At 48.9% G+C, this 18,037-nt stretch carries 13 protein-coding genes and 1 other annotated feature (1 of these 14 running past the window's edge); of the genes, 4 read left to right on the plus strand and 9 right to left on the minus strand.

Going from position 1 to position 18,037, the window contains the following annotated elements:
• Positions 1–27: 27 nt before the first annotated feature.
• The 8 genes from Q4G98_RS05570 to Q4G98_RS05600 all read right to left on the minus strand — a co-directional run bounded on the left by Q4G98_RS05570 (position 28) and on the right by Q4G98_RS05600 (position 12,923).
• Positions 28–2,457 (minus strand): autotransporter outer membrane beta-barrel domain-containing protein, encoded by a 2,430-nt coding sequence (locus tag Q4G98_RS05570; RefSeq protein ID WP_301961884.1) that lies wholly within the window; start codon positions 2,455–2,457, stop codon positions 28–30.
• Positions 2,458–2,867: 410 nt separating this feature from the next.
• Positions 2,868–3,293: a hypothetical protein gene (locus Q4G98_RS05575; RefSeq protein WP_298565498.1), complete on the minus strand. Its 426-nt coding sequence runs from the start codon at positions 3,291–3,293 to the stop codon at positions 2,868–2,870.
• Positions 3,294–3,442: 149 nt separating this feature from the next.
• A complete protein-coding gene (locus Q4G98_RS05580) occupies positions 3,443–9,979 on the minus strand; it encodes a YadA-like family protein (protein ID WP_301961885.1) in 6,537 nt (2,178 codons plus the stop codon).
• Positions 9,976–10,365 (minus strand): helix-turn-helix domain-containing protein, encoded by a 390-nt coding sequence (locus tag Q4G98_RS05585; protein ID WP_177561536.1) that lies wholly within the window; start codon positions 10,363–10,365, stop codon positions 9,976–9,978. Before Q4G98_RS05585 ends, Q4G98_RS05580 begins: the two co-directional genes overlap by 4 nt.
• Before the next feature lie 662 nt (positions 10,366–11,027).
• Positions 11,028–11,105, minus strand: coding sequence for a putative holin-like toxin (locus Q4G98_RS12385; RefSeq protein WP_366780848.1), 78 nt, complete (start codon positions 11,103–11,105; stop codon positions 11,028–11,030).
• Between the two features lie 410 nt (positions 11,106–11,515).
• The gene (locus Q4G98_RS05590; protein WP_301961886.1) at positions 11,516–11,671 is read right to left on the minus strand and encodes a YvrJ family protein; all 156 of its coding nucleotides are present in this window, start codon (positions 11,669–11,671) and stop codon (positions 11,516–11,518) included.
• Between the two features lie 5 nt (positions 11,672–11,676).
• Entirely contained in the window at positions 11,677–11,889 is a 213-nt protein-coding gene (locus Q4G98_RS05595; protein WP_293546195.1) for a DUF2922 domain-containing protein, read from the minus strand.
• Between the two features lie 803 nt (positions 11,890–12,692).
• Positions 12,693–12,923: a DUF1659 domain-containing protein gene (locus Q4G98_RS05600; RefSeq protein ID WP_177562189.1), complete on the minus strand. Its 231-nt coding sequence runs from the start codon at positions 12,921–12,923 to the stop codon at positions 12,693–12,695.
• A 526-nt stretch (positions 12,924–13,449) separates the two neighbouring features.
• On the opposite strand from Q4G98_RS05600, the gene Q4G98_RS05605 reads away from it, so the two are divergent.
• The 4 genes from Q4G98_RS05605 to Q4G98_RS05620 are packed head-to-tail and all read left to right on the plus strand — an operon-like array spanning position 13,450 to position 14,960.
• Positions 13,450–13,749, plus strand: coding sequence for a hypothetical protein (locus Q4G98_RS05605; RefSeq protein WP_177562187.1), 300 nt, complete (start codon positions 13,450–13,452; stop codon positions 13,747–13,749).
• A complete protein-coding gene (locus Q4G98_RS05610) occupies positions 13,746–13,973 on the plus strand; it encodes a hypothetical protein (RefSeq protein WP_177562185.1) in 228 nt (75 codons plus the stop codon). Before Q4G98_RS05605 ends, Q4G98_RS05610 begins: the two co-directional genes overlap by 4 nt.
• 13 nt (positions 13,974–13,986) lie before the next feature.
• Positions 13,987–14,580 (plus strand): sigma-70 family RNA polymerase sigma factor, encoded by a 594-nt coding sequence (locus Q4G98_RS05615; protein ID WP_177562183.1) that lies wholly within the window; start codon positions 13,987–13,989, stop codon positions 14,578–14,580.
• Positions 14,580–14,960, plus strand: coding sequence for a hypothetical protein (locus Q4G98_RS05620; RefSeq protein ID WP_177562181.1), 381 nt, complete (start codon positions 14,580–14,582; stop codon positions 14,958–14,960). The genes Q4G98_RS05615 and Q4G98_RS05620 overlap by 1 nt, the downstream gene beginning before the upstream one ends.
• 75 nt (positions 14,961–15,035) lie before the next feature.
• Here Q4G98_RS05620 and ileS read toward each other — a convergent pair whose 3' ends face one another.
• Complete coding sequence (gene ileS / locus Q4G98_RS05625) at positions 15,036–17,822, minus strand: isoleucine--tRNA ligase (protein WP_177562179.1); 2,787 nt, start codon at positions 17,820–17,822, stop codon at positions 15,036–15,038.
• 35 nt (positions 17,823–17,857) lie between these two features.
• Positions 17,858–18,037: a binding site (T-box leader), on the minus strand (it continues 35 nt past the right edge of the window).

An 18,037-nucleotide genomic window follows, 5' to 3' on the forward strand; every position in this document is an offset into this window, starting at 1 on the left:
CGCTTTTTATTTTATTTTCAAAGTCCCTTAAAACTGAAACTGCACCCCGGCATTGATCTGCCACTGCTTTTGGATATCCGCGCCAAAGCTGCGCTCGATATCCAGATAAACACTGTTGTTCTTACCAGTACGCCAATTCGTGCCCAGACCCAGCTCAAACCAGGTATCGCCATAATCCTTGCTCTCGCTCAAACTGGAACCGTCTGACGCCAGCATATTTACCTCACCCCGGCCACCCAACTCATGCAGCGCCGAAGCCTTTAAATACACATTGCCTCGCTCAAAATCGCGGCCCATTGCCAGCCCCAAACGGGCGATAGCGCTGTCCATGCCGTTATATTTGATACGAGTGCCGTTCTTCGTCGTATATTCCGTACTGTCGATATGTCCCACAGTAAACTGTGCCTGCGGCTCGATAAAGAAACCGTCCTTCTGCGTCAGCCGCTTGTTATACTCAAAGCTCAGGCTGGTAGCCCTGGTATCAAAATCACCGCTGTCGGTGATCCTGCCGTAAGTATCAATATCGCCCTTCAGCTTGCCATGCTTCAAAACTATATCCACGTTATCGCCGTATTTACCTTTTTTCGTAGCATACAAAGCCACTGCACCCATATCCATATCGCCATTACCGGCAGTATAGCTGGCATTGCCTTTACTGTATTCCAAAGCTGCGCCGCCGTACCAGACGCCGCTTTGCTTGCCGTCTTTATCGGCAAAAGCCGCATCATAACCGATCTGATACGTGTGATAGCTGCTTTTAAAGCTGTCGCCCTTCAGCTGGCCGCCATAAACGCGGGCCCACATACCATGCTTATCCGTATGGTAATCCAGCTCGCCCAAACGGTTACGCAAAGTATTATTGCCGTTGATCCACGTAGCATACAAAGCATCATTAACTGCGATCAGCGACTGGGCATTAACAGTCTGCGACCTTTGATAACCATAAATAAACCAGTTCTTGGCACCGTTGCCCAAAATACTGTTCACCTCTGCATTCGCCGCAGCTTTATCGTTATACACCGCATTTTCCGGGTCGCTCACATCATAATCTTCACTGCCGATCAGCAGCTCGTAATCCCACAGGCTCTTGCCGTAAATATTTTCCGAATCCTTAAAAGTTATCTTATTGGCTGCGCCAGCCCCTACTGTAGCAAAACGCAGGGTATTATCTGCGCTGATCGCCGAAAAATCGTCCGTCGCATACGCCTGGATCGAATGTTCGCCCGTACCGGCAGTCGCGTTTTTGATATAGATCATATCGCTCTGGCTCTTATCACTGGAATTCAGGTCCAGCTGGAAAATACCGTCCTGCCCCTTCAAATTGCCAATATAAACATAATCATGCTTCACATTGTTGATACTGCTGTACACCGAATCCAAGCCGTAATTATGCCATTCCTGCTTCAGATAATCGTCATACAGATTGACGATGCCGCCGCTTTCCAAAGTCAGAGCCGTTACGCCCTTACCCTGCGAATAATGACTGCTGTCACCAAAATACCCCCACTCAGCGCCATCCTTAACAGTTATATTCAAAGTACCCGTAGTTGGGAAAATAGAATAACCGGCATTCTTTTCATCACCATACCAGTATGAATCCTTACCGCTCAGCACCGCATTGACACTGCCAAACCCGGCCAAATCTATAGAACCAAGGATCTGGGTAGTTTTGGAATTGATATTGACCTGGGTTTTACTCAAAGCATGGCTGGTATCATTTTTAGCGCTGATAGCGTCAGGCTCATTGCTGACCGCCATGATCCTTGTCGTATTGCCATTGAAATTGATAATGCCGCCGTTCTTTACGTACACAGCGTTAGCGCCGCTGGTGATATAATTGCCGACACGGTTATAAATATAAGCATCGCCAGCTACATTGATCAACCCGCCGTCAATAGCCTGAAAAGTAGTCTGCGAAGCTGACGGGATCGAATCATTATCATCGATCATCGTCACCGAACCATTAAAATCAGCTCTGCCGGCTACATTAAAATTCTCACGCAGCGCTCCATTAACATGCGACGAAATATCATTGAGCCAGTAAAAATCGCCGTTGACCACCATCTCGCCGCCCTTTTCTACCTGCTGACCAAAGGTATAGATAGAAGAAAGCCCCTGCTGATGGATATTAAGATTACCATTGACCACCAGCTTTTCGCCGTTATTGATCCTGATAAGTCCCGTATCGCCGACTGTTACATTCAAAGTATTATTGTTGGCATTGCTGATCGTATATTCGCCCTCTTCAAACAAATGCTGCCCCCAGACAAGAACAGCAGCATCAGTATCCGTGATCAGCCCCGGAGTATATACCGCGGCACTTGCCGCCATCGGCATAACCCCAAAACTGCCCGCACAAATAAATGACGCAGCCAATAAACCCCTTGCAACGCCACCGCTTAGAGCCGTCGCCCTTAAATTTAGTGCGACGGCTCTTGCCAAGTCCTTTTTTAACATTTCAACCCATCCTTTCTTTCCATGTTCCCCTCATGGTCAGGTAACGCTTATTCCGGCTGTGAAAAACCTGCACACAAATTTCTGCTGTGCCCAAAATAATTTTTCAGCCCAAATCAACGCCCGCCTGATTTTTAACTTTTATTTTATTCCCAAAAGATAAAAAACTTTTAATCAAGCGATTTATATTTCGTTAAAATTAAAAGTTAAACTAGAAGAATTTTACGTATTATATCACACGTGTCCCCCCCGCAAGACATTATTGTTCGAGTTTAAAAAAATTTTTGTTCGATGGTCTTGCAACTGGGAACCTTTACAAACCCTCTAAGAACACAAAAAAGCACAGATCTGAAAATCAGATCTGTGCTTTCGCACTGCTTATGTATGTAATTTTATGCCTTAAAACAACAATTTTATTTCTGTTCTGCCTCGATCTCTACCGGTACAAACACAAACTCGGCCAGCTTGCCGTCCTTATCGAACACATACGCCGCGCGCACCACCTGCTGACGGCTATAACCCATCAGGTACAGCAAACGGTCTGCCTGGTCAAAACGCTCAAAAGAAGCAAATTTTACTTCCTTCTGCTTGCCAAATTTTTCCCGCAGCTGCTTTTGCAGCTCGGCAAAATTACCTGCAGTCAGCTTGCTTTGCAGACCCGGCGCCAGATCTCCCTGCAGCTGGGCCAAGCCGCTGCCTGCCGGTGCTTCCAACGCCGCCACAAATTTATCTACCACACGCTGCTGTTTATTCAACTCGTTGCCATCACCGGCTGCTATGCACACGCTGCTGATAGCCATAGCCACCAGCATTACTACTGTCAATACTGTTTTTTTCACTGTTATTTACCTCTTATCATCTGTATTAGGTATTTAAGCTCACACTTGCAGCTTCCCTTTGGGTTTATCATTTACCGGGCCGCCTTTCCAGGAGCCCGGCCTTTTAAGTTTTTCAAGTCTTTAGAGTTTTCTAACACTTTTACTGCTGTTTATGCAACGACAGCTTCTTGGTCAGCAGCTTCCTCCTTAACGGCTGCCACTGCTGCTTCACCTGCAGCCTGCTCCTGGTTTTCCAGCTCCCGCTCAGCCTCATAAGCTTCCTGCATACGGGCATATCTGGCTTCCAAACGCTCCATGCGGGCTTCATAAGCCGCTTCCATTTTGGCCAGCCGCGCTTCGTAATCGGCTTCCAGCTTCTTCATCCGTGCCGACAGGTCAACATTGCTTTCCTGCTCTTTGCGTTCTGCCTCCGGCATTCTGTCAAGGGCAATGCTGATGCCCATATTCATCATATGCTTGCTGCTGGTAGTCGAAGCGCCGATACTCAGCATCGTCCGCTTATCCGGGCGGTAGAAGCCGCCCACAGCCAAAGCCTGCTTGCCTTCATAGCTGCCCATGGCCATGGCAAAGTCTGCACGGCTGTTAGCGTTTTCAGGCTGCGGGTGCAGGCCTGCCAAAGCAGCGCTCAATGCGCCCACTTCTTTAATCTCGGCACCCATCCGGTTCACCTTGCCGTCCAGCGCCTGCACATCGCTTTGCAAGCCTTCGATAGCACTGCCCACTTCGATGCGGCTGCCATCCTCACGGTGCAGAGTTACTTCGCCCCCGCTGATCTCCGTACTGCTGGTCTTTTTCTCTTCTTCGCCCTCTTTATTTGTAGTGGTAGTGGTTTTGCTCACCGTCATACCGTGCTCATTGGTATTCACACTGCTGCTCTGCACTGTTGTTTTACCAGCACTGTTAGTGCTGGTTTTAGTAGTGGTAATGCTGGTACCTCCGGCAGAAGTATTATTGGTGGTCTCCCATTTTTCTTTCTTATCGTTATTAGCATCCGATTCTTTGGTCGCCGACTGAGTAGTGCCGCCCACTTCCGAAGTGGTAAAACCGTTTGTATAATCGTAACCGTCTTTATTGTTGGAAAGCTGGTTATTGATGGCATCATTCTTATCCACAGTACCGCCGGATACATTTACTTTATTGCCGCCGACCCATAATTCGTTAGTCTCGATCTTGCCGCCGGTGATAGTAGTTTTGCCGCCGCTGTTGCTGAACTCTGCGCCGTTGCTGCTGTTAATGAAGCTATGCCCGCCCGCATTACTGGTCAGCTTGCCGCTGCTGCTATTGATACTGAACTTGGCAGCATCAAGATCGCCGCTGCTGCCCACACCGATATACAGACCATTGCCGTTGATAATCGAATGGGAATTGTTTTTACCAACGGTAATACCTTCTTTATTGATCGTGGTCTGGTCTTTATCGCCTTTGGCGATGATAAGCTCATCACCGTAAAATCCTGAACCGTCACTGCTGCCGCCACTTCCACCGGTGCTGCCGCCTGTACTTCCACCGCCGGAGCCTAAGCCGTCTACTTTATCAGCCAGCTCTTGGATATCCACGCCGTTAAAGCTGGTGCTGGTAATCACAGCGCCGTTGATTTTGCCATCGCTGCTGAAAGTAACGCCGTTGATGCTGCTGACGCCAGTCACTACACCGCTGGCAGCAAACTGAACGCCGCCAATAGTTGCCGTAGCTGCTTCCAGATTACTTGTTTTCATACCCGCTTTAGTAAAGCTGGTAGCGCTTTCGATGGTAGTGGTATCGTTTAAGCCGTCGCCATCCTCGTCAGTGCGTGTCACACCTGCCATATCGGCAGTTGATGTACCGTTATTCTGAATGTTTTCTACAGCTTTTTTCAAGTCAGTCACATCAGAATCCAGGTCATTCACATTCACGCCGCCAATGCTCAAACCATCAGCAGCGTTGCCGCTGATCGCCGCACCATTCACACTCAGCTGGGTTGCTGTTACCGTGCCTGTTTTCAGGCCTTCATGGTCAAGATGCGTGCCGCCTGCAGCAGCGGCAAAAGTGCTGATGCCGTTCCCTACATGGATGCCGCTGGCATCGACAGTAACCTGCATATTCCCGCCCTCGCCAAAGATAATGGCACTTTCGGTGATCTGGGTATGGGTGCCGCTGCCGGCAACCCCCACTACAAAATTGCCGCTGAAAGTAGTGCTTTGGCTGGCTGCGTCATAGCTCATGCCCGTAGTCACCGTTTGCAGATCAGCCGTAGCTTTCACCAGGCCGCCGTTTTCGTCACCTACCAGTGTCGATACATCCTCAAACGCTTCTTTACCGGCATATATCTCTGCCAGCGTTTTGCCGTTTTCAATAAACTCAGTCGCAGTTACCTTACCGGTCACAGCTATGCCTTCGCTGTTGATTTTGGTACTGCCCTCAATCGTAGTATAACTGTCTGCACCCGTGCCGCCGTTGTGTTCTACACCTGCAGTATTGGCGCTGGTAGTACCGCCGTCATTTTTCAGCTGGCTCAGGTTGATGCCGCCTACGATGACGTCGCCGCTAGTACCGCTCTTATCGATCGTCACGCCGTTAAAGCTGGCCGCTGTCAACGCGCCGTCGCTGCTCAAGCCAAAAGCAGTACCGGTGAGCTTAAACTCGCCTGCCGTCACTACAGTCGCCGCCACACCGCCGGCAAAGGTTGTCATTTCCGCACCTGCCGTACCGCTGTATGTCATACCGGTAGTAGCTGTTTGCAGCTCGCCGATAGCACTGGCGTTATCAGTAGCGATCTTGTTAGTTGTCGCCAAACCTGTAGTAGTATCGTTAACAGCTGTTTCCAAATCGTCCGTACGTTTCAGCAAACCATTAGTGCTGTCGCTGATCGTTGTTTTCAGCTCTGTTACGTCAACATCGCCGACTGTATAATTGCTGCCGTCTTTTTGCAGCAGCACACCGTTAAAAGTATCTGTACCGCTGATGCCTGCTGCGCCGATAGTTACGCCGCCCACCTTGCCGTCGGCAAAGCTGATACCGTTGATGCTGACTACTTCCTCCAGCTTGCCGGCTTTGATCACCACGCCGTCCACTGTCGTTTCAGCTTTATCTTTATCGTAACTGATATTGGTGGTTTTGGTCTGCAAATCGCTGATATCGCCGGCATTGCCGCCGCTGCTGGTTTGCAACCCGGCAATATCATCACTTATATCTTTTAAGCTATAACCGCCGATGGTCGCATTCTTATCTGCGTCAGTACCGGTGATCGTCACGCCGTTGATGGTTGCCGCCGTCAATGCGCCGTCAGCAGTTACACCAAAGTTACTGCCAACTTGTAAATTAGCAGCCGCCACGCCGCCGGCAAAGGTGGTCATTTCCGCACCTGCTGCACCGCTGTAGCTCATGCCGGTGGTGGCTGTTTGCAGCTCGCCGATAGACACAGCATTTGCTTCTGCTTTCGTATAAGTAGCAGACAAGCCAGTTGTAGTATCGTTAACAGCCGTTTCCAAAGCTGTTGCTCTGCTGCTCAAATCTGTATCGGCACTCTCCAAAGCACTCATTTTGGTATTATAAGCACTTACATCTACTTTTTCAGCCAGTTTAACGTTAGCTTCTTCTTTGGTATAAGCGTCGGTGATACCATAACCTGACAGCGTTGTCGCTTTATCGGCCTTCCCTGCTACGTCAGTCTGCAGCTGCGTTACGTCAACGCCGCCCACAAGCACATTATCTTTATCATCAGCAGTGCCGCCTTTAACTCCTAAAGTAACGCCATTCACTGCGCCCGTCATTTCAATATCTTTGATACCTGCCAAACTGCGGTAGCTGCTTTCATCTGCGCCGCCAAAGCTGACCTGATTTGCTGCCGTTGTGGTACTTTCTGTGCCAATAGCGACACTGTTTTCGTGCTTAACCTCTGCCTTGGCACCTAAAGCAATGCCGTATTTAGCGCTGGAAGTAGCATAAGCTCCAATAACAGTGCTTCTTTTATAATCAGCATTACTTACATTAGCACTTACCCCAATTACTATAGTTTGATCAGCCCTGTTTGTGCTATTACTACCTACACCAACACTTTCCTCCCCAGCAACTTCTGCAAATATGCCAATAGCAGTAGCCTCCATTTTCGTAGCCGAGGCATAATTCCCCAAAGCCGTAGAAAAAGCGCCAGACGCAGTAGCATTGTTTCCCACAAGAGTTGCTTCATAGCCAGAAGCAACAGCATCCATTCCGATGGCAATAGTATTTGCTCCGACTGTGTCAACATTTGCACCAAGGATTATGTTACTATTATACCCATTATAGAGAAAATTCATACCATTGATACTGGTTATACCGTTCAGCGCTCCTTTACCATTAGACGTGTATTTTGTCATGTTGAAGCCAGGAGCGTCAGGATTAGTTTCCAGACTTTCTGTCCACACGCCGCCAAGATCAAGAGCATCACTGCTGAATTTGATACCTTCGATGTCAGTCACGTAAGGACTTACGTCAGTACCGGCACCTGTACGCTTGATGCCGCCAATATTGGTTCCCAGTTCCGTTACGTCAACGCCGCCCACAAGCACATTATCTTTATCATCAGCAGTACCGCCTTTAACTCCTAAAGTAACGCCGTTTACTGCGCCAGTCAGCGTTATATCCTTAATTCCCGCCAGGCTGCGAAAAGTGGCAGGATCAGTCATTTTTCCAAATGCTACCTGATTAGCAGCACTTGTTGTGGAATCATAACCTATAGCTACACTCTCACTATGCCCAGCATTGGCCCCGCCGCCAATAGCTAAAGCATTATCTCCAACCGCCTCTGCCAAAACACCTACGGCTATGGAAGCCTCACCAGATGCTTTTGCCATCATCCCAACTGCTGTACTATCCACATTAAAAGCCTCTGCCTGATTACCAATAGCAGTGCCATTAGTTGTAGCCACTGCACCAATACCGATAATAACGCTACTGGTACCCCAGGGTTCTTCATCACTGATAGCCACATTTTCATTATCTTTATCAATCACAAAATGTACATCGTTGACTTTAGTCAAGCCTGTGATCGCGCCCGTATCTCCATATTCGCCGGCGATAAAATCGATACTGCTGATACCTGCCAGGCTGCGGCCGTAATAAGTACCATTTATGTCTACATTACCATCGTCATTAAGAGTATAATAGCCAAAATTAACTTCGTTATCAGCAAATGTATTGCTGCCCGTACCGATGGCAACACTGTTTACGGCTTGATAAACACTAGCCATATACCCTAAAGCCATACTACGTTCAGCATCTACATTACTAAAAGCACCTATTGCAGTGCTATAAGCACTATAAGCTCCAGACCATGAGCCTATTGCCGTAGCTCTGTCCTTTCCCGTATCTCCAGCAACAGCTGAATCACCAATAGCTACTGAACCAGAACCAGAAGCAATAGCCTCCTTACCAAAGGCTATTAAACCAGAACCAGAAGCAGAAGCCTCCCAACCAAAGACCATATTATCGTTTTCCATATCCAGAACTGCGCCGTTTATGTGGGTGACGCCATTCAAATAGCCCCTATTTAAGGTAATGCCGCCGATAGTGCCGCTGGCTGCTGTGATGCTGCCTGCGGTAATGACGTTGCCGGTAGCGTGGTCAATGCTGAAAGTAGTTGCCGCACCAGCTGCCTCGCTGGCTTTGACTGCGAGGTTTGTTGTGATATTTGTCAGATCAACGCTGCCTCCGTCAAGGATATCATTGATGTCCACACCGTTGATGCTGGTCAAGCCTGTGATCGCGCCTGTCATTTTAATACCCTTAACATTTATCAGATCACGATATAAATCAGTATCCGCGTCACCAAAACTAACTTCATATTCATTTTCGACTATGGAATTAGCACCTATGGCTACACTGTTTTCAGCAGTATTATAAGCCTTAGCACCCCTACCAATCGCTACACTGTTAGGATTAAACGCTGCTGCACCATAACCAAGCGCTGTAGAACCCTCATCCCACGCTTCAGAAGCAACACCAACAGCCACACTCTTTGTACTATTCGTATTCTCCCCAGTAATTGATACATTACCGTTACTTCTATCAACTTTAAACCCAATGCCATTAATATACAATGCGCCTGCCATTTCAATATCTTTGATACCGGCCAGACTGCGGGTTGTGGTCCATGTACTGGTAGTACTGTCCCATTTGCCAAAAGATACCTGATCTACTGCAGTAGTAGTGCTGTTAGCGCCAATAGCGACGCTGTTTTCGTGGCTGCCTTTAGCACTATAACCAAGCGCTACAGCATATTTGGCAGTAGTTTCACTGTACGCACCCAAAAGTACACTATACGGAGCACTTGTCGCTTTAGCGTTGTAACCAATACCAACAGCTTCATCACTTGACTCGCCACCAGCATTAGTACCTGCCCAATATGCATTTGGATTCCCACCAGGAGCAACGATTGTCGGCATCACGCCATACTCGTCATCAGCATTAAGGGTATTGACACTGTAACCCATAATAGTAAGAGCCTCATCGGCTTCTTGTTTCGTATCTGTCTTCCTTACAGTTTCTGCTTCGTCCCCAGCAAGCGTTGTGGTGCCATCGCTCTGCCCTTTTCCGTCCACAGTATCGGTCTGCCCGGCAAGCTGTCCATCCTCTGCTGCCCAGGCCGGAGCTGCATAATAACTTTGCACACTCATGGCTAAAAGCACTGCCAAAAGCAGTTTTTTGGCACGCATATCTCTTTTACTCATCTGTTTCCCATTCCTTCTTTCTTCATCCTTCGGCTCACTGTTAGTCTTTGTTCTGCCCCTGTCAGGCTGCCTGCCACCGGCGCCGCCGGTTTCAGCTGTGCCAGCAGCTCAAGCAGGGTAGTGAAATCCGCTGCCGTATAGCTGCCCTGTGGTGCAGGGGCAGCTGCCGCCGGCACGTCAAAAAATTCGTCTAGGCGGTGCTGCAGCAAATTGGCCAGCCGCAGCAGCAGCTTCAGGCCGATCTGTACCCGTCCGCACTCGATGTTGCTGAGGTGGGTCTGGCTGATACCGATCTGCTGGGCCAGCTCGCTTTGGCTGATGCTTTTTTCCATACGAAAAAAACGGATCCGAAAGCCAACATTACTTAGTTTCGTTTCGTCGTACATAATTCACTCCTTACAGATTGCGTAAACAAATAAAAAATATGTAAAAATTTCACTTGGCGGCACTTCCAGTTTATAATTTTAATCACATTTTTATATTTATTTACATAAGCAATATCTTTTGGCATTATAACACACCTGTACCCCCCCACAAGACATACTAGCGTATATTTTTAAACTACTTACTTTTTTAGCTTCCCCAGCACTTATTCAACAAACCACCAAGAAATGCTTAAAACATGGTGCTGCCCCCGCACCAGGGCGTACTTGCGCAGGCAAAGAGTGGGGGGACTTTTTTGCAAAAAAGCCGACAAAGAATTTTTAAATATTCATAAAAAATGAACAGCTAAAGAAAAATATAATAAAAAATACCAGTTAGACTGCATTTTATGCAGTCTAACTGGTATTTGAATTTACTTGACAGATGCGCTGTAATATAAACAAAGAGATAGTTTGATGAGTGGGATCGTCAGCTTTCCCCGTAAAATTTAGAATTCGACAGGAAGCTGCGTAGCCACCAGGTTATGCGGCTTTTTGCTTTTACTTGACAAGTACGGTATAATATAAATACAAAGAGATAGCAAATGTTTCGCAGCGTTGGCTCATCTCGTAACTAAATTAACTTGAAGATGGGCCCGCATACTTATGTTGGGCTCATTTTCTTGCTATTTTACGGCAAGAATAATGGTTGCCACGAGGATACCAAAAGCAATCATCAATGATAATGCCTGATATACACTCATAGTCTCACCACCAATCCGCTACGGGACTGATGAGCCAACTCATTTGCTATCTCTCGCCTTAGTATAGCACTTTACATTCAAGTTTACAAACAGAAGTTCACTTTTTATTCGTACACAAAATATTTTTGCCCGGTCAGTTATGACCGGGTTTATTTTTTTGTCTGCTGCTGCACGATCGCCATATCAAATAGGTTTACTTTTGTTTTTTATCGCAGTACTGCATTGGCATTTTTAAATATTTTTTAGAAAAATGCTTGCATTTGTTATTTTAAAGGCGTATAATGCGTTTTAGAAAAGATAAGGCGACGCTTACCTTTCGGTTTGCGTCGCCTTATCTTTTTTTGTTTGTCCCAAAACCATACAGGCTTATGCCACGTCGAAGGCATGACCGCACAGCAGGTTCCAGTATTTTATTCAGTTTTACTCTGTTCTTTGACAATGGCGCTGCTCAGCTCATGCAGGCAGTCGCCCAGCTTGTCCAGCCGCTGCTCCATGCGCAGCAGCAGGTACCAGCTCAATACTATCGGGAAGCCAAAATTGCCAACTGCTTTGAATATTTCCTGCATATCCACTAGGCCAGCACGTCGATGGTGACTGTTTTGATGCGAGCTTCGGTAAATTCGGTCAGTTCCAAACCGCCGCTAGTAAGCACGTTGGCTTCGATGATCTTATCGGCAGCTGTTTTGGCTTCGGCAAGAGTAAGGCCTTCGCGCGGGTCGGCGATGCTGAGGGTTTTTTTGGCGCCGTCGCTTTTGGTGAAGATGAGTTCAAGTGTTTTTTCCATGGTGGTTGCTCCTTTTTTGTAGGTTTTGCGCCTACTTTATTTTTTTGTCTTTTTGGACTTTTGTATTTTGTTTGTGGATTTTGGTTTTGCGGTTTTTTACTTTTAAATTTGGGTTCAATGTTTTGAATTTTGGTTTTCTTTTTTTGCTATGTACCTTTCTTGGGCAAGAAAGGTACCCAAAGAACTTTGCGCACTGTGGTAAGTCCTGTTTTGCTTTGTTCGCTGTCCGGCTTCCGGGCAACTCGGCATTGTAGTGCAAAGAAAATCTTTAGCTACAAATCGTCAATGCCTCAAACAGTCCCTCCAGCATTTACAGCTCACATCGCACACAACGGACTTGACCACAATGTGCGCTAAAACCCTGCATCGTACAAATTGTTGCTGAATTTCATAATAACGGTATCGACAGACTGATGTTATCAGTGTTTATTGACTACAGCAGTAGAACGTATGGTGTTAGGGCACATTGAGCAGATTTTGTTATGTGCGATGCGAATAAGGCGATAGCGGAGTGACTTGTTTGAGGCATTGTTGCTCAGATGATTTATCTTCGGCAACAATGCCGAGTTTCGCGGAGCCGCCGTTGAGCAAAGCTAAATAAAAATCTGCGACGTGCCGGTTTTTCTTTGGTTCGTTTCTTTTGCCGCCAAAAGAAATGAACATTTAAAGTGAAAAGTCTTTGCGCCGCTTGCTTTCAAGAAAACGGCATAAGAAAAACTCTAAACTAAATAAATTCAATGGTTAACGCGTTTTTTGAAAAACGCGGCCAATAAGTTTAAGCAGCCGCAGAATGAATCTTAAATTCATTCTGCGCTGGCCAGCTCGGCCTTTTCCGTCACGTAGACGTTGACTACCTCATGGCTCATCAGCTCGCTCATGGCATTGGCGACGGCAAGGCATTTGTCGTCTTCTGCGTCCAGCTTGACGCTGCCGACGGATACGGATTTGACCTGCGCCGCTCCCAGCGCGTTGACACCGTTTTCGACGGCCAGGGATAATTTGTAGGATGTTGCTGTTTTGGTTGTTGTTGGCATGATTTTCGCTCCTTTGTTTTTTGTATTGGTTGTCTGTCTTGTTATGACTGGTTTACGCCCGGCTCAGCGGGCCACCACTTGCCTGCTCCTTTCTGCTGGATTTTGAGGTTATTGAGCAGCAGCGCTGCCTGCCTCTATATACTAAAGGGCAGGCAGACCCCCTTTTTACATACACGCGGCTAAATATTTTTTTATTTATTTGGCCACACTTAGGCGGCAGGCTCAGCAGCACCGGCCTGACGGCCTGTTATGATTTTTGGGCGAAAAAATAATTTTCTGACGCTGTATGTTTTTTGCCTTTTCGCCGCCCTTTAGTATATGAGGGGGTTTACCTTTTCTTTTATTAAATTTTCTTTTGGCTCTTACGTTAACGTTCTGGCGTAGGTCAGCGTTTGGGGTTTGGCAATTATCTCCTGCGTTAGCCTGAATAAAACCAGTAAGAAATGTTAAGTTAGTATCTATAGTACTGCTAACGTACTAAGAAGAAGAAAAGGCAGGCCAATTTTACTCGCGAAGGGACAGCATTATGACTAAAACTAATCCATCTTTAAACCAAAACGACGAGGAGACTTTAAAAAACAGACTGTTTTATCTTTTAACAAACTGCCCGCTTTTGGCAGGTCGCAGCTGCGCTGCCGCAGGAGCTTCAGCAGCTAAGACAAGGCTGCGTACTGTGACGATACCGGCAGACGAGATGGAGTTGGTGAGCCTGCACATTACCCTGCCTTATAAGCTGCGCCAGGAGGCGCTGGCTGCCGGCATCAATTGCAGCGAGCTGATGCGTAAGGCGTTAAAACGCCAGTTGAAGAAAGCGGCGCGCCAGTGAGAGACATATTTTCCCGGGCCGAGGGCAACTGGCTGACGCCGCCGGAGAAGGAGCCTGAGACTGTTTATGAGTGCTGCCTGTGCGGCGAGGCGATCTGCGCCGGGGAGGAATATCTGGAGACCGGTGAAGGCGTGCTGTGCCCGGACTGTTTGGATGCGGTGACGATCCGTGAATTTGCCACTGCTGTTTTGAAAATGACTACAAATATTGCTTATACAGACTAAGGAGCTGTTTTATTTGACAAAAGTATCAGCAAAAACAAGACCTCTGCCCGATTTTATGGCTTTGACTGCCAGGGCCAAGAATGGCAGCGAAGCTGACCAGCTGGAGATTTTGCAGTGCTTTAAGAAACTGGCTTTTAAGCTGATCTACCAGAGCGGCGCTAATGACAGACTGGGTGAGGACGCGCTGCAGATAGCCCGGCTGGGTATCCTGAAGGCGATCTATGATTGGCGGGAAGGCGATGACATTCATCGTTTTGTGGCTTTTGTGACTAATAAGATGCGGACAGAACTGCATACTGCCATGCGCCGTCAGGTGGCGGCAGAAACATTAAAGAGCGGTTCCGGGCTGGAGGATGCGGCTATGGAGCAGGACGCACAGGTTTACCGCGATTATCTTTTGTCAGAGAAGGACAGATTGAGGCTGTGGCTGGTGCGCGAGTGCCTGCCGCTGCTTTCTGGCCGGCAGACATATATTATCAGCGGTCTGCTGCAGGGCAAAACGATCACACAGCTGAGTGAGGAGCTGCAGCTTGATACAAGGACGGTCAGCCTGCACCGCAGCAGGGCGATCAAAAAGCTGCGGCAGCTGTTAGAGGTGGAGCCCTGATGGCAGTGCTGACCGGTTACCGGCATATCAGCGAGGCTATCGAACGCTGGCGGGCGGCGGGATTATATCTGCCCTGCGATTCTGAGGGCAGCCGCCGGCGGCTGCAACAGGTATGGCTGGAGCGTTATCAGGCTACGGAAGCGGCTTTGTTTATGGAGTGCGTGAAGGTTTTAGCGGCCGGAGCCCGCTTTCCCCGGCTGTATGATATGGATGCAGCGCTGGCAGAGGCACGGGCCCGGCACAAACTGCAGGCCAGAATAACGGCAGCCCGGACAGAGCCTGAAACGGTGCGGCCTGATTATGACGTTACAGCCAGTAAAAAACGTATCAACGAGATCATCGATCATTTACAGAACAGGTTTACGATAGGCGGCGTATAAGCACATAAAAATACCGGACAGCAAAGCTGTCCGGTATTTTTGTTATTACTTATTAAATCGTTACTGAGCGAAGGCTTATTTCAAGGCTGCGGCGCAGCGTGCGCACAGGGTGGGATGCTCGGCATCTTTGCCTACGGTGTCGCTGTAGATCCAGCAGCGTTCGCATTTTTCGCCTTCGGCGGCCTGTACGGTCACTTTCAGGTCTTCACGTCCGGTGGCTTCCACACCGCCGTCCAGCCCTTCTACAAGTTGGGCCTGCGATACGATGAGCAGGGTTGCCAGGTCGCTTTCGACAGATTTCAGGATCGCCAGCGCTTCGCCGGTGGCGTGCAGCTCGACTTTAGCGTCCAGAGAGTGACCAATGGTCTTGGCACGGCGTGCGCCTTCCAGAACTTTGGTGATCTCGCTGCGGATCTCGATGAAGTTGTCCCATTTTGTTTCCAGGGCTTCGTCGATATATTCTTCCTTACATTCCGGCCAGGGCATCATAAAGACGGATTCCGGCAGGGATGCAGGTTTTTTCATGAACTGCCATACTTCTTCCATAGTGAAGCTGAGTACCGGGGCGATCATGACGACCAGATCGAGCATGATCTCGTACATGGCGGTCTGGGCGCTGCGGCGTTCAAAGGAATCGGCCTTGTAAGCATACAGGCGGTCTTTGAGGATATCCAGATAGTAGCTGCTCATTTCGACGCTGCAGAAGTTGTGGATAGCGTGATAGAGCACATGGAAATCGTAGCTTTCGTAAGCTGCGGAAACTTCTTTTTTCAAAAGCTGCATATGCATCAAAGCCCAGCGGTCCAGCTCCAGCATATCCTTAAATTCAACTTTGTCGGTTTCGTAGTTGAAGTCGTTGGTGTTGCCCAGGATATAGCGGATAGTGTTGCGGATCTTGCGGTAGACCTCGGACAGCTGTTTCAAAATCTCTTTGGAGATACGGATATCAGCTTTATAGTCGGAGGAAGCCGCCCACAGACGGATGATATCAGCGCCGTACTGGGAGATGACGTCCTGCGGGGCAACGGTGTTGCCGACGGATTTGGACATTTTGCGGCCTTCGCCGTCAACTACATAGCCGTGAGTCAAAACGGAGCGGTATGGTGCTTTGCCCGTAGTCGCTACCGAGGTGAGCAATGACGATTGGAACCAGCCGCGATGCTGGTCGCTGCCTTCCAGGTACATATCGGCAGGCCAGGCCAGTTCGGGACGGGTCCTGCAGACTGCCGCATGGGAAGAACCGCTGTCGAACCAGACGTCCATGATGTCACTTTCTTTGCGGAAGTGAGTGCCGCCGCATTTGGGGCATTTAGTCCCTGCGGGCAGGATCTCTGCGGCAGTATGCGCCCACCAGGCATCGGAGCCTTCTTTGGCAAACAGGTCGGCAACGGCGTTGATGGTGTCGTCGTTGACCAGATGCTCGTTGCAGTCTTCGCAGTAGAAGATCGGGATCGGTACGCCCCAGACACGCTGACGGGAAATACACCAGTCGTGGCGGTCGGCGACCATATTATGGATACGTGCTTCGCCCCAGGAGGGAATCCACTGCACGTCGTTGGCGATAGCGTTCAGCGCTTCTTCACGGAAGCCGTCGACAGAAGCGAACCATTGCTCGGTAGCACGGTAGATGATGGGATTTTTGCAGCGCCAGCAGTGTGCATACTGGTGGCGGATATTTTCTTTGCCGAACAGACGGTTGAGGCTGGCCAGATATTTGATGATGGGCACGTTAGCATCAAAGACGAACATACCGGCAAAATCCGGGCCTGCTTCGGCGGTCAGTTTACCGGAGCCGTCCACAGGGCAGATGATGGGCAGGTTGTAGCGCACGCCGGTCTCAAAGTCGTCGGCGCCGTGACCGGGAGCGGTATGGACGCAGCCGGTGCCTGCTTCTAAGGTGACATAGTCAGCCAGCACGACCAGTGATTTGCGGTCGATAGTTTCAAAGGGATGCTTGCATTCGGCAAATTCCATTTCTTTACCTTTGCAGGTGTCCAGGATGTTGCTGAGGTCTTTTTTGCAGACCTTGCCTACGGATTCCAGCATTTCCTTAGCCATGAACAGCACTTCGCCTTCACATTCCACCCAGGCATATTCAAAGTCAGGATGCAGCGCGATGGCTACGTTGGCCGGCATGGTCCACGGAGTAGTGGTCCAGATAACGATATAGGCCGGTTTGCCTTTAGCGGCTTCCGGCAGCAGGCCGTTGTCTTTGACTAGCGGCATTTTAACAAAGATCGCCGGGGATTTTTCTTCGCCGTATTCGATCTCGGCTTCAGCCAGCGCAGTTTCGCAGTGCGGGCACCAGTAAACGGCTTTTTTGCCTTTATAGATATAGCCTTTTTTAGCCATTTCGCCAAAAACATGGATCTGCACTGCTTCATAGTCGTGGGTCATGGTGATGTAGGGATGGTCCCAGTCACCCAGCACGCCCAGACGTTTGAAGTCGGTACGCTGTTCGTCGATCCATTTTAAAGCATAGTCGTGGCACTCCCGGCGCAGCACCAGCGTATCAAGCTCGTGGCGGTTGAGGCCAAGATTTTTGATAGCGGCGTGCTCGATCGGCATACCGTGGGTATCCCAGCCGGGAACATATGGGGTGTCGAAGCCCTGCGCATATTTATATTTCATGATGATGTCTTTTAAGATCTTGTTGAGCGCCGTACCCATATGGATCTTGCCGTTAGCGTACGGAGGGCCGTCATGCAGGACGAATTTTTTGTGGCCTGCGTGCAGCTCCTGTTTCTTTTCATAAATCTTGTTGTCTTCCCAGTATTTCAAAAATTCAGGTTCGCGCTCCGGCAAGCCGGCACGCATCGGAAATTCTGTTTCCGGTAAATTAAGGGTCTTGCTGTAATCCATGTGTACACCTCCAAAAAAATAAAGCCCCGCTCCCAAAAAGGGACGAGACTGTAAACCCGTGGTACCACCCTCATGACAGACTGCGCCTGCCACTCGAAACACCATAACGTGTGTTACCCGTCCCGGCTTACTGCTTTCAGCCGAAAAGCTCTGAAGTGATCTTCCCCTGCCATCTTCCCGGTCGGGCTCACACTGTCCCCGACTCGCTTGACTGT

Source organism: uncultured Phascolarctobacterium sp. (genome assembly GCF_958349595.1).
Classification (GTDB): domain Bacteria; phylum Bacillota; class Negativicutes; order Acidaminococcales; family Acidaminococcaceae; genus Phascolarctobacterium.